The sequence below is a fragment of the Massilimicrobiota sp. An105 genome, from assembly GCF_002161155.1.
Lineage (GTDB): Bacteria > Bacillota_I > Bacilli_A > Erysipelotrichales > Coprobacillaceae > Allocoprobacillus > Allocoprobacillus merdigallinarum.
Genome location: NZ_NFLY01000031.1, coordinates 1 through 19207, shown reverse-complemented (window position 1 = coordinate 19207; position 19207 = coordinate 1). Strand labels below are relative to the sequence as shown.

26 protein-coding genes and 1 pseudogene are annotated in these 19207 nt (G+C 43.1%); 1 reads left to right on the top strand and 26 read right to left on the bottom strand.

The genetic code is table 11. The features are described from left to right. Positions 1 to 208 precede the first annotated feature (208 nt). On the top strand, positions 209 to 571 hold the full coding sequence (locus B5E48_RS09185) for a helix-turn-helix transcriptional regulator (RefSeq protein WP_076779900.1): 363 nt from the start codon (positions 209 to 211) through the stop codon (positions 569 to 571). A gap of 105 nt (positions 572 to 676) precedes the next feature. Here B5E48_RS09185 and B5E48_RS09180 read toward each other — a convergent pair whose 3' ends face one another. From B5E48_RS09180 to B5E48_RS09060, 26 genes and pseudogenes are all read right to left on the bottom strand, one after another. Beyond that, positions 677 to 865 carry a cysteine-rich KTR domain-containing protein gene (locus tag B5E48_RS09180; protein WP_076779902.1) on the bottom strand — a complete coding sequence of 63 codons (189 nt, stop codon included), beginning with the start codon at positions 863 to 865 and terminating at the stop codon, positions 677 to 679. A 14-nt stretch (positions 866 to 879) separates the two neighbouring features. Next, positions 880 to 1317 carry a GyrI-like domain-containing protein gene (locus B5E48_RS09175; protein WP_076779904.1) on the bottom strand — a complete coding sequence of 146 codons (438 nt, stop codon included), beginning with the start codon at positions 1315 to 1317 and terminating at the stop codon, positions 880 to 882. Between the two features lie 156 nt (positions 1318 to 1473). Beyond that, entirely contained in the window at positions 1474 to 1698 is a 225-nt protein-coding gene (locus B5E48_RS09170; protein WP_087304836.1) for a hypothetical protein, read from the bottom strand. A 2-nt stretch (positions 1699 to 1700) separates the two neighbouring features. Further along, positions 1701 to 2444, bottom strand: coding sequence for an ABC transporter permease (locus B5E48_RS09165; RefSeq protein WP_087304835.1), 744 nt, complete (start codon positions 2442 to 2444; stop codon positions 1701 to 1703). Next, a complete protein-coding gene (locus tag B5E48_RS09160) occupies positions 2431 to 3162 on the bottom strand; it encodes an ABC transporter ATP-binding protein (RefSeq protein WP_087304834.1) in 732 nt (243 codons plus the stop codon). The genes B5E48_RS09165 and B5E48_RS09160 overlap by 14 nt, the downstream gene beginning before the upstream one ends. A 74-nt stretch (positions 3163 to 3236) precedes the next feature. Further along, the gene (locus tag B5E48_RS09155; RefSeq protein ID WP_076779914.1) at positions 3237 to 3977 is read right to left on the bottom strand and encodes a MerR family transcriptional regulator; all 741 of its coding nucleotides are present in this window, start codon (positions 3975 to 3977) and stop codon (positions 3237 to 3239) included. Between the two features lie 148 nt (positions 3978 to 4125). Beyond that, positions 4126 to 5019, bottom strand: a complete 894-nt coding sequence (locus tag B5E48_RS09150) for a conjugal transfer protein (protein WP_076779916.1) — start codon at positions 5017 to 5019, stop codon at positions 4126 to 4128. Between the two features lie 21 nt (positions 5020 to 5040). After that, a complete protein-coding gene (locus B5E48_RS09145) occupies positions 5041 to 6048 on the bottom strand; it encodes a bifunctional lytic transglycosylase/C40 family peptidase (RefSeq protein WP_076779918.1) in 1008 nt (335 codons plus the stop codon). Then, positions 6045 to 8186, bottom strand: a complete 2142-nt coding sequence (locus B5E48_RS09140; RefSeq protein WP_076779920.1) for a CD3337/EF1877 family mobilome membrane protein — start codon at positions 8184 to 8186, stop codon at positions 6045 to 6047. Before B5E48_RS09140 ends, B5E48_RS09145 begins: the two co-directional genes overlap by 4 nt. After that, the gene (gene tcpF, locus B5E48_RS09135; RefSeq protein ID WP_087304833.1) at positions 8186 to 10633 is read right to left on the bottom strand and encodes a conjugal transfer ATPase TcpF; all 2448 of its coding nucleotides are present in this window, start codon (positions 10631 to 10633) and stop codon (positions 8186 to 8188) included. The genes B5E48_RS09140 and tcpF overlap by 1 nt, the downstream gene beginning before the upstream one ends. Further along, positions 10620 to 11009: a conjugal transfer protein gene (locus B5E48_RS09130; protein ID WP_070087533.1), complete on the bottom strand. Its 390-nt coding sequence runs from the start codon at positions 11007 to 11009 to the stop codon at positions 10620 to 10622. Before B5E48_RS09130 ends, tcpF begins: the two co-directional genes overlap by 14 nt. Further along, the gene (locus B5E48_RS13700) at positions 10996 to 11154 is read right to left on the bottom strand and encodes a hypothetical protein (RefSeq protein ID WP_162607605.1); all 159 of its coding nucleotides are present in this window, start codon (positions 11152 to 11154) and stop codon (positions 10996 to 10998) included. The genes B5E48_RS09130 and B5E48_RS13700 overlap by 14 nt, the downstream gene beginning before the upstream one ends. After that, positions 11117 to 11620 carry an antirestriction protein ArdA gene (locus tag B5E48_RS09125; RefSeq protein ID WP_087162156.1) on the bottom strand — a complete coding sequence of 168 codons (504 nt, stop codon included), beginning with the start codon at positions 11618 to 11620 and terminating at the stop codon, positions 11117 to 11119. The genes B5E48_RS13700 and B5E48_RS09125 overlap by 38 nt, the downstream gene beginning before the upstream one ends. Positions 11621 to 11637: 17 nt before the next feature. Further along, complete coding sequence (locus B5E48_RS09120) at positions 11638 to 12135, bottom strand: antirestriction protein ArdA (protein WP_087162155.1); 498 nt, start codon at positions 12133 to 12135, stop codon at positions 11638 to 11640. Between the two features lie 6 nt (positions 12136 to 12141). Continuing rightward, positions 12142 to 12345 (bottom strand): hypothetical protein, encoded by a 204-nt coding sequence (locus B5E48_RS09115; protein WP_076779926.1) that lies wholly within the window; start codon positions 12343 to 12345, stop codon positions 12142 to 12144. Positions 12346 to 12468: 123 nt separating this feature from the next. Next, complete coding sequence (locus B5E48_RS09110) at positions 12469 to 12882, bottom strand: DUF3788 domain-containing protein (RefSeq protein ID WP_076779928.1); 414 nt, start codon at positions 12880 to 12882, stop codon at positions 12469 to 12471. A 26-nt stretch (positions 12883 to 12908) separates the two neighbouring features. Beyond that, positions 12909 to 13355, bottom strand: coding sequence for a GNAT family N-acetyltransferase (locus B5E48_RS09105; protein ID WP_010817892.1), 447 nt, complete (start codon positions 13353 to 13355; stop codon positions 12909 to 12911). Between the two features lie 16 nt (positions 13356 to 13371). After that, complete coding sequence (locus B5E48_RS09100; protein WP_087304832.1) at positions 13372 to 13782, bottom strand: ester cyclase; 411 nt, start codon at positions 13780 to 13782, stop codon at positions 13372 to 13374. A 195-nt stretch (positions 13783 to 13977) separates the two neighbouring features. Next, positions 13978 to 14199, bottom strand: a complete 222-nt coding sequence (locus tag B5E48_RS09095) for a hypothetical protein (RefSeq protein ID WP_010817890.1) — start codon at positions 14197 to 14199, stop codon at positions 13978 to 13980. Continuing rightward, the gene (locus B5E48_RS09090) at positions 14196 to 14336 is read right to left on the bottom strand and encodes a DUF3789 domain-containing protein (RefSeq protein WP_021374764.1); all 141 of its coding nucleotides are present in this window, start codon (positions 14334 to 14336) and stop codon (positions 14196 to 14198) included. The genes B5E48_RS09095 and B5E48_RS09090 overlap by 4 nt, the downstream gene beginning before the upstream one ends. 15 nt (positions 14337 to 14351) lie before the next feature. Beyond that, positions 14352 to 15542 (bottom strand): MobT family relaxase, encoded by a 1191-nt coding sequence (gene mobT, locus B5E48_RS09085; RefSeq protein WP_083582725.1) that lies wholly within the window; start codon positions 15540 to 15542, stop codon positions 14352 to 14354. Positions 15543 to 15732: 190 nt separating this feature from the next. Beyond that, positions 15733 to 17127 carry an FtsK/SpoIIIE domain-containing protein gene (locus tag B5E48_RS09080; protein WP_076779932.1) on the bottom strand — a complete coding sequence of 465 codons (1395 nt, stop codon included), beginning with the start codon at positions 17125 to 17127 and terminating at the stop codon, positions 15733 to 15735. Between the two features lie 59 nt (positions 17128 to 17186). Further along, a complete protein-coding gene (locus tag B5E48_RS09075; RefSeq protein ID WP_206407333.1) occupies positions 17187 to 17783 on the bottom strand; it encodes a VanZ family protein in 597 nt (198 codons plus the stop codon). Positions 17784 to 17893: 110 nt separating this feature from the next. Beyond that, entirely contained in the window at positions 17894 to 18280 is a 387-nt protein-coding gene (locus B5E48_RS09070; RefSeq protein ID WP_076779934.1) for a YdcP family protein, read from the bottom strand. Positions 18281 to 18296: 16 nt separating this feature from the next. Next, positions 18297 to 18623 (bottom strand): YdcP family protein, encoded by a 327-nt coding sequence (locus tag B5E48_RS09065; protein ID WP_076779936.1) that lies wholly within the window; start codon positions 18621 to 18623, stop codon positions 18297 to 18299. 188 nt (positions 18624 to 18811) lie between these two features. Beyond that, positions 18812 to 19090, bottom strand: a pseudogene (locus B5E48_RS09060) (LPXTG cell wall anchor domain-containing protein); the annotation flags it as partial. Between the last annotated feature and the right edge of the window lie 117 nt (positions 19091 to 19207).

Sequence of the window (19207 nt, the reverse complement as noted above, 5' to 3'; positions counted from 1 at the left end):
CCGTGAGTGCAAAAGAAAAGGACAGCTCTGGATATCCAAAACCGTCCTAATCAGATTGAAAGACATGGAAAAAGATATTACCTTAGAACGGTTTTTTTTATTTACCGTCAAGGTAATATTGATATGAATTATTAACGCATGATATATGTATTTTTAACACATTCTAATCATGTGTCATGAAGTATAAACTCATGACAGGTGATTGAAAATGAGGAAAAAGAAAGATACGCACAGCTTTGATTTCCGTCCGCTGGGACTGGCAATCAGAAAAGCGAGAGAGAAAGCTGGGCTTTCCCGTAATGATTTAGGCGATAAGGTCTTTTACGGAGAACGTCATATCGCAGATATTGAGAATATAGGGAAACACCCCAGCTTTCAGCTATTTCATGATTTAGTGACCATGTTCCATATCTCTGTTGACGAATATTTCTATCCGCAGGAGAAAGCAAAAAAATCTACAATCCGCAGGCAGATAGACGTATCGCTCGATGAGCTGACAGATGAAGAACTTAAAATCATTCAAGGAACAATCGACGGTATCATGAAATATAAGGGGACGGGAAGCAAATAGGCTTCTCGTTTTCTTTTTCCTCTTACAAATTATCCTGCCGATCTGCTTTGCAGGAAGCAGGATTTAATGAAAAAAGCCAATAATCTGTAAGAAAATTCTTACAAACTATTGGCTCTGCGTCTTAGCGTCTGGCTCTTTAATAATTTTTACTATTCCACGATTTGTATTGATTAAAGTTTCATGCTTGCATTTTGGACAGAATAAAGGGAAATTTATCAATTCTGTATCTTTTCGCACTTTAACTCGTGTCTTACTATTGCAAATAGGACATAATATCCATGATTGCTTTTCCACGGCAACACCACCTTTTATTTTAACGGAATACAAAATTCACACAAATGTAATGAGATTTTCGAGAAAGCATATCGCTCAATTATCGGTTTCGTATAGTCAACTGGCAAATCGGAAGTTAATGTGTCAATATTCTTCCAAAAATTTGCCACGTCATTTTCTGCGTGTGGAACCTCAAATATAGCGTAATGCCCACTATCAATATTACGAATAGGTAAATCACAATGAATATCCTTGCCAGTGATAATCATTCCCACGTCATATCGCTGTTCGTTTTCTGGCGTTGATAAAGGATTGTCCAAAGCTATACCTAGTATCGTTGTATCATCTTTGAATAAATCATTACTTTTTAAATATTCTTTTAACTTTTCCATTAGTTGCTTGTTTTCTGCACCATACTTACCGGTTCTGCGTATATATGCAATTTTAATATCTTTAAATTCCTCAATAACCAAGTTATTACCTCCCACATTTCAATCGGTATCAAGCTTGATAAAGCAATGGTAAGGGCAATTAAAATGTTTTTCAAGATATTTTTTAAAATGCACCACAACTTTTTTTAAAGGTAAGTTCTTCCTGCTGATCTGCACCGCAGGAAGCAGGAAGAAAACTTAAATTTTCACTTTTTTTGTAATTGTGTAAATATATTCTTCTGGTGTAGGCGTTCTGTTTCCAAAGTATTTCTTGAAGCGTTTCTGTATCACTGGGTCTTTACTATTCATAGTGTTGTCAATATTTTCTTGTATCTCGGCTCTGAACTCAGATAACGACACACCTCTGGCCTTTGCTCCAGCTTGAAAAATTTTTTTCATATCTTTCTTTTTTAAAACTATCATAGTTATTCCCATTTAAAGAATTTCAAAGAAACAGTCGTACAAATCACGATAATTACAACCATTAACCCGATAGGAAAGATGATATTATCAATCGGCAAACCTAACGCTGTGCCTTTTAATAATTTTATTCCCTGTGTTAATGGGAGTATATTTGCAAAGTTTTGTAACGCATTAGGCATAATCTCATAAGGAAGCGTTGCACCCGAAAAAATTAGCATTGGAAAGTATAAAATACTGGCAACGGTACTTGCGATTTTCATATTTGGTGCTATTCCACCAACCATCATACCAATGCTAAACATAGACAACATTACCAACACGAAAGATAAGAAAAACTGCCAAAAACTTCCTATTATCTGAAAATCAAAAAATAAAAAAGCCACTAAATAAATGAGTGCCAATGACACCAATGAATAAATACAGTAAATAGTTATTTCGACCAGTAAAATTGTAATCGGCTTAACAGGTGTCACTTTAAGTCTCTTTAAAATTTTTCTGTTTCTATAATCAGATACAACTAAAGGCAAGCCCATTAGTCCGCCAGCACAAATAGCTATTGTAGATACTGCACCGAATGATTGTTGCAAAAAAGTATATTCAGCATCAGCAAAAGCAGGTTTATAGCCATAAATAATACCCAATAGAACTATTACTACCACAGGCATACAGATAGCAAAAATGAACATATCCATACCCCTAAGAGAAAGTTTTAATTCTGTTTTTAGCATAGTCTTAAATGTTTTCATTTGTCATGTCCTCCTCTGCATACCAAAGATAAACTTCCTCAAATTCTTTATATGGACTGCTGGCAATCGCTTCTTCAATTGTCCCAGAAAAAACGGTATTTCCCTTTTTCAAAATCATAATCCTATCGCAAAGATTTTCTACCTCGTCCATAAAATGAGAGGTAAGGAAAATAGTTAATCCTTTTTTCTTTAGCTCCGATAAACATTTCCATACATCACGGCGGGCTTTGGTGTCCAATCCTGTCGTCAATTCATCTAAAAGGACTACTTTAGGGTTAGGGATAAGTGCTAAAACAATAAATAGTTTTTGTTTCTGTCCGCCAGACAGTTCCGATACAGGACTTTTTAATTTGTCAGACAGTCCGAATTGCTTCAATAAAATTTTATAATCCGTAACTTCTTTATATAGGCATTGTGTTTCCTCGCATAACTCTGACACCAAAATTTTTTCTTGATAGTTTGACTCTTGAAACTGTACGCCTACGTTTTCAAACAATCGTTTTCGCTCTTTTGTCGGACACATTCCAAGTATTTCTACTGTCCCACTGTCTGCCTGTCTCGTTCCTAAAATACATTCAATCGTGGTGCTTTTTCCTGCCCCATTCGCTCCCAAAAGTCCAAAAACTTCACCTTCATTTACAGAAAGACTTATATCATTGACAACACAAGTATTTCCGTAGGATTTTTTGAGATGTTCAACTTTAATTGTTGTATTCAATTTTATTCCCTCCTTTATTTTACGGACAAATAATAACACCAGAGAAAACTCTGGTGTTAAAATGTAGGGTGTATTTAAAAGGATTTTTTCATATTAATTAGGGTCGCTTTCATAAATCGAGCATTTTCAGAAGCGTCATTAAGTGACAGCAATAGCTTATCGCAAGCGGTTATAATATCTTCGTTTTCTTCCGGCATACCAATCACAGATTTTATATTTATGTCTGGATTGACCGATAAAGCATTTAACATTCTAAGAATAGAAGATAAAGAATAGTTAGCACATCTTAATGCTTTAATAATGCGTAATCGTTTTATATCATCATTTGAATATACTCGATAACCATTTGCTTTACGCTTAACACACAGTAAACCGTTCAACTCCCAATTTCGCAAAGTGTCCATTGTAATGCCTAAAAACTCTGATACTTCTTTACGTTTCAATAATACCTGATTAGGACTACTTTCTCCATTTAAGAGTTCATTTACAATTTGTATTGCCTGCTCCGCATTATGTTTTTCACGCTCAAGCTGTGATAAATATTCATCTGTCAATTTAATAGCCATATCAAAATTTCCTGTAGCAGAAACTTTAATAATATTCATAGCTTTTTTTCTCAATCCATTTTGCAAAATTTCAACTTTTAAAGCTGTACGGGCTAAACGAAATTGCTCTATGTGAAAATCCGTAAAAATGCGATATCCATTTTTTTGGCGTTTTGCCAGTGGTATTAAATGAAGTTGTTCATACAATCTAACTGTGTTTGGGTGTACACCAATTATTCGAGCAACTTCTGTTGTTTGATATGTATTCATCAAAAAACCTCCTATCTTACTAAAAGTATATCATCACTTCAAAGGTTGGTGTACTAATGGAGGGTTAATTATATACAAAATCATAAATATATGCAAGAGTTAAAGGCTTGCGTAGCATACGATACGATGTATGACGCAAGCCTATTGACTACCTTATGATTTTCCAGTTGCTATCTTTATGTAGCGTCAGCTCATACTGTGATACCTGTGTTGCCTTTGTCTGATTATCAATGAATTTCACCGCAACACTCACTTTCACGTTGTCGCCGTCAGCCGTAAATACTGGATTGACAAGCTCGGAAAAGAGATAGTCGCCGTTTATCGGTTCAAGGGCATTTCCCTCTACATAGTAGGCAAGCTCCTTGTCCGTTGCAGTAGGGTACAGCTTAAAGAATGTTTCCAGAAACGCCGTGGCGTCATTTACTGTGTCAGCGTCCACACTGTTGTCTGCTTCCTGTGTCTTTGGTTCATAATCGGATTTTTCCATAGCGGGAGCAAGGGTCGGGTTCTGGATAATCACCATATCCCCGTCAGCGTCCACATGGACGGTCACGGTATAGGTTTCTGATACGTCCCTTGTCTGGTCGCCCTCTTTTATCTGTTGATCTACCTCATAGGTGACAGAAAAAGCGTTCTCCCCAGACTGTTCCACGTCCCAGATAAGTACGTCCGTGACCGTGGAGCTGGTCGGTATATCCGTTCTCACCGTATCAACATTCAAATCCTGCAATTCCTGTGTCAGATAGGCACTGATAGCCTGTGTCCTTGCTTCGATTGCTTCCTTGCTGTTGCTCCATGTGTAATAGGATTTACAGAAATTCTTCACGAAATTTTCTATGCCGTTGGTGTCATTCAAGCGGAGCTGTATGGTTTCTATCTCATGCGTGGTGTGTTGGTCGATAGCCGTAAAATTCTTATACACACCAAAGCTCACGCTTGCGATAAGCACCACCCAGAGGGCAATGACGGACTTCTTATGCGTCCCCACTTTCATAGTGCAGATTTTCTTTTCCTTTATCGGTTTTTCTTTCTTCTTGAACATGATATTTCCATTCCTTTCTTTCTATTGCTTAATTCTGCCAGCCCCGATAAGGTGCTGTTGCCAGTAGCTATTGTTCAAATCAGCGTAGCCTATCGGGTCGCCAGCGTGGTACATCTGGTTATTTCCCACATAGATACCGACGTGGGTTACATACGTCCCCGCATTGTAGGTACTGTGGAAGAACACCAAATCCCCAGCCTGTGCCTGTGATAGCGGGATATGCTGGGTAGCGTCATACTGTGCCTGTGCCGTTCTCGGTAAGGAAATACCTGCCTTGCCATAGCACCATTGAACCAGCCCTGAACAGTCAAAAGAAGTATTAGGATTGCTCCCGCCGTACACATAGTCCCAGCCTTGATATTTCAGAGCTTCGTTCATTATCTTCTGTGCCAGCTCGCCCGATACTTGATTGACGGTGAGATACTGGCTGACAAGCTCCACATAGAACATATTCCCGTACCCGTAACGCCAGCCACCGTTGCGGGCAACAGCGATAGGGTTCGTGTAAGTGACTTTTGTTCCACCAGACTTGTCACGGGCGAAATTCTCTGCCAGCGTGAAGCTGTGCTTTTTCCCGTTCTTAGCTACATAGTCGATATATCCACCGCCATAGTTATAGGACTGTACCACGACGTTTATATCCTCTATGCCTTGACTTTCTGCTGAAGAAAGCAGAGACGCAAAATACTTGCACCCCTGCTTGATTGAGCTTTCTGTATCAAGGGAATTAGGCGGTAAGCCCATGCTCTCGGAACTCTGCATAACGTCCTCGGCTGTCCCGCCACTTTCCACCTGTATGATTGCCAGCAGATAGGGGACGTACTCGGATATGCCGTATTCTCTGGCGTATTTTTCCACCATAGGCTGATGTTTCAAGACCTCTGCGGACAGGTTCATACCCGTTACCCATGAGGAAGAGCCACCGCCCCCGTCGTCGTCCTCGGCACTGATAAGCACACCAAAGAAAAGCACTATCGCAAGAAGAAAGGGAAACAGACTGCCGATAATGGCGATATGTCTCAGCTTCATTTCTTACGTCCTTTCTTTTCCGTGGTGTTTATGGTCGCTTTCTTAATGTTTCGCTCTTTTCTGGTGGTCTGTCGGTTCAGTTCCACACCATTAAGCCTTGTCCCGTGTTTCTGTGGCATAGGTTCATCAGATTTTGAAGCCAGCGGACGTTCCTTGACAGATTGTGGCGTGGTCAGCTCGGTATGTACCTTGTCAGTAGTGACAGGACGCTTGATTTCCTGCATTTTTCCTGTGTCTGTCTTTGAAGCAGGAGAAGCGGTCACAGGTCTTTCATGGGGACGGGTAGCTCCTGTTGTCGCTGATCCGTCCGTCTTTCTTCCAGTCTGCCTTGCTTCCTGTGCTTTTTGAAGCTCCATACGCTTGTCAGCGATATTCTGTCTATGTTGTTGGAGCTTGTCGGCACGTTCGCTCTGTCTGGTTTCCTGCCCCTGCACAATGCCACGCTTGAAGTCGGACACATTTGCTTTTGCCTTTTCCTTTGCGGAGTGTACGGCATAGGCAGTCTGGGTCGGCATATCCTTGATATTCTCCTTGACAGTCGTTGCCTTGTCCTTGACCTTGTTTTTCGTATCAAGCACCGCACCCACAGCAGAACCAGCTCGGCTTCCAAAAGACGCATTTTCTCGACGCTCTTTTCTACCCGTACCAGCTCTGGCAGATTTCCCAGAACCGTCATTCATGGCTGTTCCGGCTACTGTACCAGCCACCGCACCAGCGACACTTCCAGCACCGACAGCCCTTGCGATACGGTGTTCCATACGCCTAGCCCTGTGTCGCATGAACAGATACGGGCGACGGAATATCCTGCGTCCCATGCTCTGGCTGTCCCCAGCGTTTAAACTGAACATACTCATAAGGTCGCCCAGCTTCATGTAGATACCCGCAAAGCAGACTATCTGTAAGAACGCAATCATAAAGAACGGGTAATCGGTGGATATGTTGTAGAACATACTGGAAATACTGAAAGCCACCGTGACAATGAGCGTTATTCCCGCCCTTGTCATAATCGTATTGAACACTCGCACGATTGCCTGTTTCGCCATGTTCTCATAGCTCGGTATCATGGAGAGCAGGAAGCTAATCGGCAGGAACATGGCAAAGATGATAAAAAGTATCTGGGAGAATATCATCATGCCCGTAAGCAGGAAAACAAATATCGTTATCCCCAGATTGAAGATAAGCAGGAAGAACACCATTCCCAGACGGTTGATGACCTGCGGTATCGTCAGATTGTCGTTGTCGTTATCCTCGATTTCCGTTTTCACCACGTCCTCACGGGTCGCCCCGTCGTCGGCAGAGGGACTAGCCGATACCAGAGCTTCCACACGGTCAGCCCCGATTTCCTCTATATCGCTGTTTCCAAATTGCAGGAGTAGCCACGGCTGTTGTACCTGTATGGAGAACAGGCTGTCCCTTATCAAGTCCACGCTGTCTTTTCCTTGACTGTCGCTGTCGGGGAGCATGATTTTTGTTCCCAAATCCAGCGAAGCGGTACTTATATCACTGGAAAAATCGTTAATCTTCTTGATATAGTCGGGAGCATAAGCGATAAAGGAAGCGGACACGATAAACACCACAACGAAGTTGATAACGGCGTGGAGTGCCTTGCTGGTTTCTCGCTTGATAAGCCCTGTGTAGGCTACATACATACCCACGATAAGGATAATGAGGAGCAGGAAGCCTACATAAAAGCCCGTACTTCCAAAGCCGTTTTCCGTCACACCCGCTAGGGTCTGTATGCTCTTTCCGATACTGTCTGCCATGTCGTTGATAAAGTCCAGCTTATACGCCTGCTGGACGACGTACCCCGTGGCGTTACTTAGATACAGGCTGATAGTCCAGATAAAGTTGGTGATACAGTACAAGCCGTACTGTACGGACTTCCCGATACCGTCCAGCCAGTTCCACGGAAGCCAGCCCCAGCTATTGTCCACATAGAAGTCAAGCTGGTAATTCTCCAACGGGTACTGTGAATACAGGTTGTCCGCATTGACGGTATCATCTACCAGCCCAGAAGCGTGTGCCACCGTCCCGAACAGGGAGAGGAACACAATAGAGGTAAAAATGACTATCAGAGCAATCTTGAAAAAACGAAAGAGCTTCTTTCTTGTCAGAAGCCCCTTTATCCTATCTTTCATCACTCCACCTCGCTTTTCACGGGCGGTCTGGTATCAAAGGCGTGCAATAGTTCTTCAAAGACAGGGTGTATCTGTACCACGCCCACACGTCCGTACAAATCTTGAAGCAGGCATTGTCCGTTCTCCAAGTCACGAAGTCGTTTCTGGTTGTTCTCGTCGTCCTTGTCGATACCGAAAAATTCAAGGGTCTGCTTTATCTCGTTGATGTCCGTAGAACGGAAAGCGAATTTCAGACCGATATTGTTCTTTAGGCTCTCTTTGGACACGTCGCCAGAGGATTGTGTGACGAAGTACACGCCAGCCTGCATAGCTCGCCCTGCACGCACCAGCTTGTTAGAAAGGGTTTCGCCCTGCGCCACGTTGAGGAACGCCCACGCTTCATCTAAATCCACGATTTTAAAGATACTGCGGTCTGAATGAATGAAGTCTAAGGCAAAGGTGGAAATGACAATCAGCATAGCCACGGACAGCAGTTCTATGGTCGTGTATTCCTCAAAGGTCGTGTCCTTGTCTGGGAGTACCAAATCTGCCACCTGTATGATATTGAGCTGATTGTCCAAGCTGATAGCATTAGACACTGAACCGTCAGAGAACAGCAGATGTGCGAAATCATAGTCCGTAAAGCTGTCGATATGGTCGGCAATGTTGCGGGCTATCGCCGTGTCCTCTCTGCGTAGCTCGTCTATCACATGAAGCAAGCCTCGCTGATCGCTCTGGGTCACGGCTCGCACCGCTTTTCTAAGGACAGGGAATTTCTCACCGTCCCTAGAGGAAATCCCCGTAAGGAATGTGAGAATGTCTATCGCCAGACTTTCAGCGTCTTTGACGTTCTTCATAATCACGAACGGGTCAAGAAGCCCTGCATTTTCCTTATCGCTGGTAAGATTGACGATATTGATTTCATGGGCTATCTCTGGGAGCGTTTCTTTCCAGTTCCCACGCTCGCTCTTAGGGTCGAGAATGACCGCCTGCCCGCCAAAGAGGACGGAATAGTAGACGATAAGATTATTACAGAATGACTTCCCACCGCTCAGCGAACCGACAAAGGCAGACGCCAAAGCATTGGTGACTGTCCCCTTGATACCCTGTGAAGCAAGGGACGGCTGTAAATAGACGTTTCTTCCTGTGTCCACGGAATAGCCGATATAGATACCTGTATTTTCTCCTAACTGCTGGGTCGCTCCGAAGCCAAGACCTGCCAAGAAGTCGGATTTCACATACTGCACATAGTCATTGATGTAACGCTTGCTGGCGGGGAGAAATTCAGAGTGAAGCCCCAGCATATCCCCAGCAGGACGGACTAACTTTACATTGAGGTCGTCGTAGAAGTCCTTGACCTCATCACAGCGTCGTTTCAGCTCGTCAAGGTCGGGAGCTGATACACGGATAACGTAAGAAAGTTTATACATACTTTCCTTGCTCTGGTCTAAGTCGGTTTCCAGCTCGTCCACGCTGTCCAGTGCGTCCACCACATTTGAGCTTGTTTCGCTTCCAGACTGATAGGCGTGGTTGTCCAAGTCTTTCAGCTCTTTTTTCTTGTTGCGGACAGTCGATAACGCTTTTCTGTTTCCCACGATTTCTACATTCATGCTTGTATCAACAGGAAACGTGAACTGCTGTTGCTGGAAGTAAAATATCTCACTGGACGGGAAGTCCAGCTCACCCACAATCGCATTGACGGTAAAGTAGGACACGAAGCTCTCGCTGTCCTCATGTTCCAGCCTTATGTATCGCTGGCTTTCCTCTACCAGACAGCGGGTAGGACGGATAAGGTCGTACTGCTTGATAAGCGTTGCCTTTTTCAGCTTCTTCTTTGGAAGCGAATATTCGTAGTCCTCATACGCCACGCCGTCCCTGCCGTAGATATGCTCGATAAGATACCCGAAGTCGTTCTTGTCCAAACGACGGAACTTGAAACGGCGGGAGATTTTATTTTCCAGCAGTTTTTCCATTTTCATGTAGCGGTTGATTTCATCATCTGGCATGGAGATAAAATCGTTCATCAGCGTGTGGTTGACCTCGTTTAGAAATTCCTTGAACGTCAGAAACGCTGATTTCTTCATGCTGTCAAGGCTGACCTTTTCCTCGGTCACAATGAGCTTGAAGCCGATAAAAAAGCGGTAGTCCACTTGATTGTCGCCAATCATGGAAACAAGGGCTTCCGTCTGTTCATCTATCTTCTGTATCGCCACATCACGAAGTCGCCCCGTCACCAGCTTCTTTGACTGCTCCTGTATGCTTCTGACGGAGCTTTCCGTTGCTATCTGCAAGGCGTGTATCTTCCCCTCACGGCTCTGTGCGATAAGCTGACGGAAGCTGTCATGGACGATAAATTTCTGTTCAGCCGATAGAAAGCTGTAATTGTATGGTATCAGCTCATAGTAGGCGAATACCTCATTGTCCTTGTTCCAGACAAGGTTGTTGTCGATATACTTAATCGGGAACATACATCACACTCCTAACCGCCGTGACGGGTTCGCTGAACACTTCCTTTTCCAGCTTCACGGCTTTTCCTGCATAGGTCACTTTTGGTCGCAGAGCAAACGTAATCTGCGATTTCAAGAAGCTGTAAGGCTTCTTGCCGTCAAAGGTCTTTTGGCTCATGAACCATGTGAGGGCAACGGGAATACCGAAGTATTTTAAAAATGCCCCCTCGATAAGCGATAACGGCGGTAAGTCCCCTAAGAGAATGACAGCAAACTCCGTGATGACAAACCACGTTATCTGGGTAAAGGTAACGGGAAACGGGAGAGTAAAGTCATTGATTGCGTATAAGACTTTTTCCACGTTCCAGATACCCGTGTAGCTCTTAATCTTCTTCAATTCGTTTCAGCTCCTTTCGTTGTAATGGAAAAGGACAGCCATTTTCAGACTGTCCTTGATAGAAAAAGCTGTCAGTAGCAACAGTTCCTGTCGCTGATCTGCCAGCTCTAATATGGTATCTCGCATATCCCTCGGCTTGTTTCAATAAATGTCCCCTCTATGGACAAGTCCCTGCCGTATGCTTCATAGTCGATATAGTTCTGCAACGGTAGCGGTATCTCACCCAATACCTGTAACTCGTCAATGAAGTAATAGGCAATATCGGTCATGTCCTCACAGTCTGGGTAGAAATAAATGTCGTCCTTGTGTTCGTAGACCTCTTCCAGACTTCCATAGTGGGAAACAAACTCGTCCAGAGCGTCGGTGATATAATCGGGAAGCTCACAAATCATCTCGTACATCTCATTGAGTTCTTGAATGGAGATATATTCCCCGATTTCAATCGGAAAGTTGTCGGTATCATGGACAGCGTATTCTTCATAGTAGCTGTTCAGCCCGATACGCTCCGCAACATCTTCCTCGTCGATAGGGAAAGAGAACCAATCCCCGACAAGTTCGCCCTCATTGTACTTGCCAAGATTAGCTATATACACCCTCATGTCGTCAACCACAGGCACACACCTCTTTTCTACGGAAGCTCATAGATACCGTGGTCGGTTTCCACAAAGCGTCCGTTGTCGTCAAGGTACTGTCCGTAGGCTTCAAAATCGAAATAGCGGGTGAAGCTCTCACTAAGGGAAGTAAAGTCTGGGTCATTGTTCAGAATGTGGCGGGCAACGTCCGTCATGTTCTTACACCATGAGTAATGAATGATGTCGTTTCTATATCTGTGCAATTCATCAAGGTCAGTGAAATAGCACATCAGCTCCGTATAGTCCTCTTTCAAATCAGAGGGTAAATTTTCGTAGGTATGGTACAGGTCATTGAGCTTTTCCACGGTGGTATCTTCCTGTACTTCATCAGCAAAGGGAAGCTCCTTGCCTGTGATATAGTAATAGTCTGTATCTACATCAATCCCCAGCATTTCTTCCACCTGTTCTGTGTCGATAGGCAGGGTGAACCAAAAGGCTCGGATTTCTCCGTCTGTTGGTTCTCTGGCTTCAATCTGCACACGCATTTCTTCCATGTTTCATCACTCCTCTCTTGTCAACGCTTCCTGTATGACGGCGTAAGGCACACCGAATACATAGCGTGAAAAATCTTCTAACTGTTTCTTAGGGTAGTCAGACAGGCAAAGGCGTTTCATCTCAAACCAGACCGTACGCTTGTAATAGGGCAGGTCGGAAAGATACGGACACCCAATTTTTGCCTGCATATCGGTAAAAATATCTTTCAATCAATCACTCCAATCTGAAATTTGAGTATAGAAAAAGCGGTTGATCTCCAAAGGAGTAACCGCTTTGTGTGTGGGATATGAAATTGTAAAATTATGATTTCGTATACGCCAACGTGATAATTATTACTTTTTATTTGGCTTTCTCTTAATTCCTAGTAATTTAATAAAATCTTGAAACATTGATGTATCGGTGGGTTCAAACATTACCCATTTACCATCTCGATAGGTTTTAGCTTCATCATAGATTTTTTGGACTTGTTGAGAATAATCATTGCGTTCTGCTTCAAATTTTGCTCTTTCGTCTTTTCCAAAGATAATCATAAATCCTATACAATTTTCTCTAGCATATAACGCACAGAGTGTCTTACCACCTCGGCGATATTTATACTCATAAGTCCATGCCTTTCCACCTTTATTCCATAGACGTTCCATTTCATATTTTTCGTCAATTAAAGTACATAACTTATTCCATACATCATACAATGATTGCCCAACCAAAGTCATCATTTCCTCTGCACTCGGTATTTTATCAAGCATAATTTTTTCCCTCCAAACACTTTGATTTATTGCATACAAGCATTTACAAACTTCATAGGCGTGTATCTCATTCCATCCGCTAACTGTTCCGTATCTGTTTCAACAAACCCCAGTTTACGATAAACGGGTACAGCATATGGAGAAGAATTAACGGTGAATACATTTCTTTCACTGTGGTTTAAAACATATTCCCAAAGAGTTCTTCCAATTCCTTGCCTATGATATTTTGCTTTTACAAAGAAACAGCAGATGTGCTTTCGATTTTCGCTTGTAGCAATTACACCTTTCAATTCGTCCTGCTCATAAGCTCCAAAAAATTCAAGCGTCTTTAGGATTTCATCATTCTCAATAAAATCCTTAAATGATTGAATACCCTCATCTGAATAGTCGGGAGCTTCAAATTGTAAAAATACTTCCCATATCAAAGTGATAGCTTCGTCAATCTCAAAGGGTTCTAATTGTCGAATTTCCATACAGTCACCTCACTTCTTATACTGGCTTAATTAAATTTGCTTCTAAGAGAGTTTCAAATGTATCTACAGAACCACCATGTTCAATGATTTTTCCATTTACAACTCTGTCTATATTGACACCTGTAAATGATAATTTCTTATGAGTGGGTTTAATACCTATCCATTCACCCTCATGTGTACCTGCCATTATAAATTCAGAAATCACATATTCCTTATCATTGAATTGACGTACTATTTTCATTGTATAGTCTGGATAAGTCTTTTTTACGGATATTAGATGTTGCTTCATGCCGTCCAACCCCAAAGGTACAGTTTTGTCTCCGAGAGTCAGAGCACAGTTTTCTGATACATATTTAGATAATTCTTCAAGTCTATTTTCTGAAACAATCCTCTCATAGAAGTTCTTTACAATCATTTTGTCATTCATTTTCTACCCTCGCAAATTTAATTTATGATTTCCATACTTACATTATATCAGTTGAAAATCAGCCATTCAATGAAATTCATAGCATGACTATTTTTTATCTGTGTACCATTCCGTCACCCCCTTTCATTCCCCCCTATGCCCGAACTCCCATAGGGGGGGGACAGGTAAGTTTGCGTGTCCGCAAACTGCTGATTGTTACGCTCCAATGATACGGTTGAACAGCTCTAACAGCACGTCTTTGACCCCGCCTGCATTGAATACCAGCCCGACAGCGATTAAGGCAATCACAAGGAAGCCGATTAACTTAGAAAACTCTCTCTTAAATCCTAAGTAGATACCGATAACCACGATTGCCATAAGCACCAAGCTCTGGGCGTTGCTTAAAAACCAGTTGTATAAGTTCTGTCCGAAATTCATTCTTTATCAATCCTTTCTTTCTTGATTTCTTCCATTTGTTCATCAGCCATTTTGCTGACCTGTGCGATACACATAAGGACGACACCGATACCCATTCCCAGCGATACCAGCACCAAGTCCTTGACAAGTTCTGCCATAACCAAATTTCTCCTTTACTCTGTGATAAGCTCCTCTGTGTCCGCTGTCTGCTGTTTGATTATCTGCAAGTGCTTTTCCGTCAGCTTTGCGTTGTCCTCAATCTCTTTCAGATAGCTTGTGCTGTTGCCAGCGTCTATCTTTTTCAGCATTTTCAGCGTAGGGGCGACCTGTCGGCTTATCCAGCCCAGCGTCCTTTCCAGCGTGTAAGGCTCTGGGTCGGTTGTCAATTTGATAGGCGGGCGGTCTTTCCCGATAAACCACGCCCAGCGGTCATTGAGCTTCCAGTCTGTCTTTCGCTTCTCCGGCTCTCTGTCCACGAAGCGGATATAGTGATTGATGATAGAAAATGCTGTCTGTTCTGCGTCATAATGGGTCAGCAGTTCACGGACAGCATAATAGGCTCTTTCATCTTTCAGTCGTATCTCGAAGCGGTTCTTTATCGGAGCTTCCTCAATCGGCACGCCCAGCTTTGCGTACTGTTCATAGTTCTTCTCATAACAGCAGAAGTAGACTTCCGATTTCAAAGAGCCGATATACAGCGTGTGTCCCATGCCCGCCTTGTCCTGCTCGTTGTGCTTCACCAGCTCGCCCGAAGCATAGGACTTGAAAGAACGGAACAGGGACACACATTCCTCACGGTTGCATTTGGCGGTCAGATCTGGAATATCCAGTATGCCCGCCCTGTCGTTAATCGCAAGGTCAAGGCGTTTCATCACACCGCCCTCAACCAGAGCGTCCATGAGGAAGTCATACCAGCTTCGCTCCTGTGCCAGCAGATAGCTTTCAAACTGGCGACAGCCTTTTCCTTTCAGCTCTAGAAGCGTGCCTTTTTCCTCGTCCTGCGAGGTGTAGACAAACACATCACCCAGATAGTAATGCTCGGTGTATTTGTAGTGTCCGTAGTCCTCATGGAGCATATAGTCGATATTGAGCTTCAATATATCTTTGATAACGTGCTGGATATCCAGCGTGGGAAAACGGATACGCACATAGTCGAACAGCAGGAACATGGGAGCGTCGGGATTGAATTTCTCGACAGCTTCCATGAGCTTTTCCTGCATATCGTCCGTGAGCGTTACCTTTCCCGCTTCGATACGGTTCAAGTGTTCACGGCTGATACCAGCCATGATTGCAAGCCTTGTCTGGGACACGCCGTAAGACTGACGTTTCTCTTTCAAGGCGGTTATAAAGGTGCTTTCATTCAGCCTGCATACCCCCAATCGTGAAAGTGTGATATTTTCCGCCGATTGTCACAGTCAGCTATGAATGAGAGAAAACCCTTTTATCAAGCGGGATTTCCAGACTTTTTGACCGTAGTTTCCAGCGGAATTGTGCCCCTCTGTTAGATACCGAGGGGCTTCTTTCGCTGGCGTGGCTTACGCCACACCAGCAAGGCTAGTCCGTTCCGTCGCCTTTCGCTTCGCACGTCGCCGTCCCGTCCTGCCTTATGAGGACGAGAGAACCGATAGCTTGTAAAAAGTCATGCTCCTTTGGAACAAGGGGAGTATAAAATTCCGATATGACACTTGTACCTACATCACAATAGCCACGCCCTTTGATACGCTTCTGGAAAAACTGTTTCTTTACGTCGCTTCCAAAGAGCATACCGTAGCCTAGCTCACTGATACGCCCCAAGCCCAAACGGAAGTTGAAATTATCTCTGATACCGTCTGAAAAATACTTTGCGTCGGGACGCTGGCAGGCAACAATAAGGAAATAACCCGCCTGTCTGCCAAGCATGACGATTTTCTTTAGTTGGCTTAAAAGGCTCATGCTTTCCTTTGTCCCCAGCATTTCCAAGAACGCCACATACTCATCAAAGATAAGGAAGCAGGGCGGTAAACCCAGATAGGCATAGTTCTCACCCGTCTTATAGTCTGGGTGCTGTTTCATTTCCTCGCTTCTTGCTACCATGCCCTCATAGAACGCATTGACACACTCTATCATATCTTCTTTTGTGTGGTACACGTTATCCATGACCGTACCCAAGTCCGCAAGATCAGCGTTCTTAGGGTCTAAGATGAAAAGCTGTGCGTTGGTCTGTAAGAGGGCTTCAATGATTGTCAGCAGGAAATAGGTCTTTCCACCGCCAGTCCCGCCACAGATAAGGGCGTGAGGGAGTGCGTCATATTCCCATGTAAGGTTCTTCATCAGACGCAAGCCCCCGTTTTCAGCCTTTACCTCGTCAATCGTGATACGGTTCGCTATCATGTCATAGAGCAGGGTGTACTCGATATAGCCGTCATGGAGCGTCTTGTCGATCAGCTCACAGTACAACCCGCTTTCCAGTTTATCTTCCAGTCGCAAAAGCTGGTCTTGATACTTCCCCAAAGAGATTTCACAGCGGATATGGAGCAGTCCTGTGTCCATTTGATAATAGATTTTAGGAAACCAGACGATTTTTTCCCTTGATCTGCTCTGCAGGTCAGTGAAAAAACCGCTGTCCTGTACGGTCTGGGCTTCATACCACTTATTGTCCAGTATCATGCGTGCCAGTTTTTGACGGTGCAGGAGCTTCTTAAAGCTGTCATGGAAGAAGCGGTAATAAAGAAAAGCGACCAATGTACAAACACCAGTCGCTATCCCTATGGTTATGAAGTTGTATGTGGAAAGCGTCACGCCATTATCAAGCAAGCTGAAATGCTCCCAATCGGTACGCAAAAGCTGTCCCATGTTCAGTAGCAGGAGAACCACCACGAGCAGGAGCAGGAGCGTACCTGTACAAAAGCGGTACACAAGGTTCTTGTCGCTGGCTCTGATACGCTTTCCCTTGTATTTGTATAGGTTCATAAACACCCCTTTCTGAATATAGAAAAAGCGGTTAATCGTATAGACTAACCGCTTTATTTCTAAAGAAACCATGTCCAGTTATATAGTAGGAAATTACTTGCACAAGCTAACACTAAATAAATAACTGGCTCCGAATTTCCCAATGAAATAGTTCGCTGTTTTTCTTTTTTGTTAAAGAAATGATTTCCAATCAGTTTCCATACAACATATCCTAAAACCGCACCTAATGTATTCATCAGCAAATCATCAATATCTACCAAACGATTAGTTGGTAATTGAGCAAATTCGATAAATACTGAAAACACTAATCCTGTTAGGGCGACTTTTATTGGATTTCTAAAATTTTTCCATATATACGGCAATAAAAATCCCAATGGCATAAGCATAATTATATTCATGCAATAAGTAAATAAACCATCTGACTGAAACGGGATAATTCCAATATTTGCCTGTTGAAAAGTTTCAATCAGCCCGCCTTTTGAAATGATGTCCCATACAGAGCCGATACCCGTAACAGAAAAAACAAGCCATACATAAATCATCATAGTGTATGTCCAAAAATAATGTGTAGAAGTTGATTTTCTCTTACACAACAATAAAACTACTTGATACAGCATTACTGGAAATACAGTTAAAATGATTGGAATAATCATCATTAAAATCACTATCCTCACTCCTCTCTGAAACTATGTACAATATTTTACTATATTATTCTGAAAAAATTTCAAAGATAAGCAAAATAGTTTCTTAATTTTATCCTACAATTTTATTTTTTCTGCTGTCCCTGTGGAGCGTGGTGCTGTGGATTGCCTGCGGGCTGACCGCCTTTATTTTTCAGTACAATGTCGTCTGCCTTGATGTACCATTCCACGTCTGCCCCTCGGTAGTTGGCGTTTGCCACCGTATCGGCAACAGGATTGATAAGCTCCACCTCGGCATTGTACGGGTAGTCCTTGACAGGGATTTCCGCTGGGATAGATACCTGTATCGTGCGTTCCTGCTGACTGCACTTCAAATCATAGGTTCTACGCTTGATTTCCTCGCTGGTCGTCCCGTCCTCATTCTCCACTCGCACTTCATGTCTAAGTGCAGAGAATTTCAGCACTCCAAACGTCTTTTCCTTATCTAACACAATTCCATTCGCTAATCTCATAATCTGTTATCCCCCTTTACTTACTTTCCTCGACTGGAAGCATATCATCAGCCGTTAAGATATAGTTTGTGTAGCCACGACCTCGCACGTTCTTTCCCTCGGCGGTAATCTTAGGATTGACGAGCTTGACTTTCTGCTCATACTTGAAACGCTTCTCCCCAGTCTTTGCGGGAAGCACCACGATAATGTCGTCGGCTCTCTGAATGTCGGAATACAGGTTATAACTTCTCGTTACGGGGACAAAGCGACCATTGACACGCTGTTGCTCCACGTCATTTTCTCCTGCAAACTCCAAGTTACCAAAAGTCTGTGCCATGTTAGGCACGATATATTTCAATTTCATGTGTTCATACCTCATTTCTTTCTGTGATTAATATGTGGGGAGCTACACTCCCCACGCCCCTAGTGGACTGTTCTTTTCCGTCAATCCGCAAGCAGATTAACAGAAAAGGAACAGTTTAAATTTTCATTTCCTGTTATAAGTACATACGGCGGGGAACGTGATTTCTTCATCATAAGCAGACCATTCGATTATGAACGTCTACGCTTGAAGAAATATGTTCCTGCCACGCCTGCACCAGAGAGAACAAGAAGCCCTAAGAATAAGGCAATGTTTGTATTATCGCCTGTCTTTGGAGCGTCTGTTGTCTTGTTCGGTGTATCTGGTGTGGTCGGCTGTTCCGGTTCTGTTGGTTCTTCCGGTGTTTCTGGTACTTCTGTGATTGTCACCGTCTGCCCGTCGTCCTCAATGTCCTTATGCTCTGTAACCTTAGTCGGTTCATCTGGATTGCTCAAATCGTATAATTCCTTGTTGAATGCCAAATTAAATAAAAAGAAAAATAAAGAAAATAGTCAAAATAAAAGAAAAAGTCTTATCAAAGTGAATGAATAAGAAATAATCACTTTAAATGATAAGACTATTTTAGT

Excerpts from the sequence above, each read along its gene's own strand:
- B5E48_RS09185 (WP_076779900.1), top strand. The coding sequence starts at position 209 with ATGAGGAAAAAGAAAGATACGCACAGCTTTGATTTCCGTCCGCTGGGA.
- B5E48_RS09170 (WP_087304836.1), bottom strand. The coding sequence starts at position 1,698 with ATGATAGTTTTAAAAAAGAAAGATATGAAAAAAATTTTTCAAGCTGGA.
- B5E48_RS09165 (WP_087304835.1), bottom strand. The coding sequence starts at position 2,444 with ATGAAAACATTTAAGACTATGCTAAAAACAGAATTAAAACTTTCTCTT.
- B5E48_RS09155 (WP_076779914.1), bottom strand. The coding sequence starts at position 3,977 with ATGAATACATATCAAACAACAGAAGTTGCTCGAATAATTGGTGTACAC.
- B5E48_RS09150 (WP_076779916.1), bottom strand. The coding sequence starts at position 5,019 with ATGTTCAAGAAGAAAGAAAAACCGATAAAGGAAAAGAAAATCTGCACT.
- B5E48_RS09145 (WP_076779918.1), bottom strand. The coding sequence starts at position 6,048 with ATGAAGCTGAGACATATCGCCATTATCGGCAGTCTGTTTCCCTTTCTT.
- B5E48_RS09140 (WP_076779920.1), bottom strand. The coding sequence starts at position 8,186 with ATGAAAGATAGGATAAAGGGGCTTCTGACAAGAAAGAAGCTCTTTCGT.
- tcpF (WP_087304833.1), bottom strand. The coding sequence starts at position 10,633 with ATGTTCCCGATTAAGTATATCGACAACAACCTTGTCTGGAACAAGGAC.
- B5E48_RS09120 (WP_087162155.1), bottom strand. The coding sequence starts at position 12,135 with ATGGAAGAAATGCGTGTGCAGATTGAAGCCAGAGAACCAACAGACGGA.
- B5E48_RS09110 (WP_076779928.1), bottom strand. The coding sequence starts at position 12,882 with ATGCTTGATAAAATACCGAGTGCAGAGGAAATGATGACTTTGGTTGGG.
- B5E48_RS09105 (WP_010817892.1), bottom strand. The coding sequence starts at position 13,355 with ATGGAAATTCGACAATTAGAACCCTTTGAGATTGACGAAGCTATCACT.
- B5E48_RS09100 (WP_087304832.1), bottom strand. The coding sequence starts at position 13,782 with ATGAATGACAAAATGATTGTAAAGAACTTCTATGAGAGGATTGTTTCA.
- B5E48_RS09095 (WP_010817890.1), bottom strand. The coding sequence starts at position 14,199 with ATGAATTTCGGACAGAACTTATACAACTGGTTTTTAAGCAACGCCCAG.
- B5E48_RS09090 (WP_021374764.1), bottom strand. The coding sequence starts at position 14,336 with ATGGCAGAACTTGTCAAGGACTTGGTGCTGGTATCGCTGGGAATGGGT.
- B5E48_RS09080 (WP_076779932.1), bottom strand. The coding sequence starts at position 17,127 with ATGAACCTATACAAATACAAGGGAAAGCGTATCAGAGCCAGCGACAAG.
- B5E48_RS09075 (WP_206407333.1), bottom strand. The coding sequence starts at position 17,783 with ATGATGATTATTCCAATCATTTTAACTGTATTTCCAGTAATGCTGTAT.
- B5E48_RS09070 (WP_076779934.1), bottom strand. The coding sequence starts at position 18,280 with ATGAGATTAGCGAATGGAATTGTGTTAGATAAGGAAAAGACGTTTGGA.
- B5E48_RS09065 (WP_076779936.1), bottom strand. The coding sequence starts at position 18,623 with ATGAAATTGAAATATATCGTGCCTAACATGGCACAGACTTTTGGTAAC.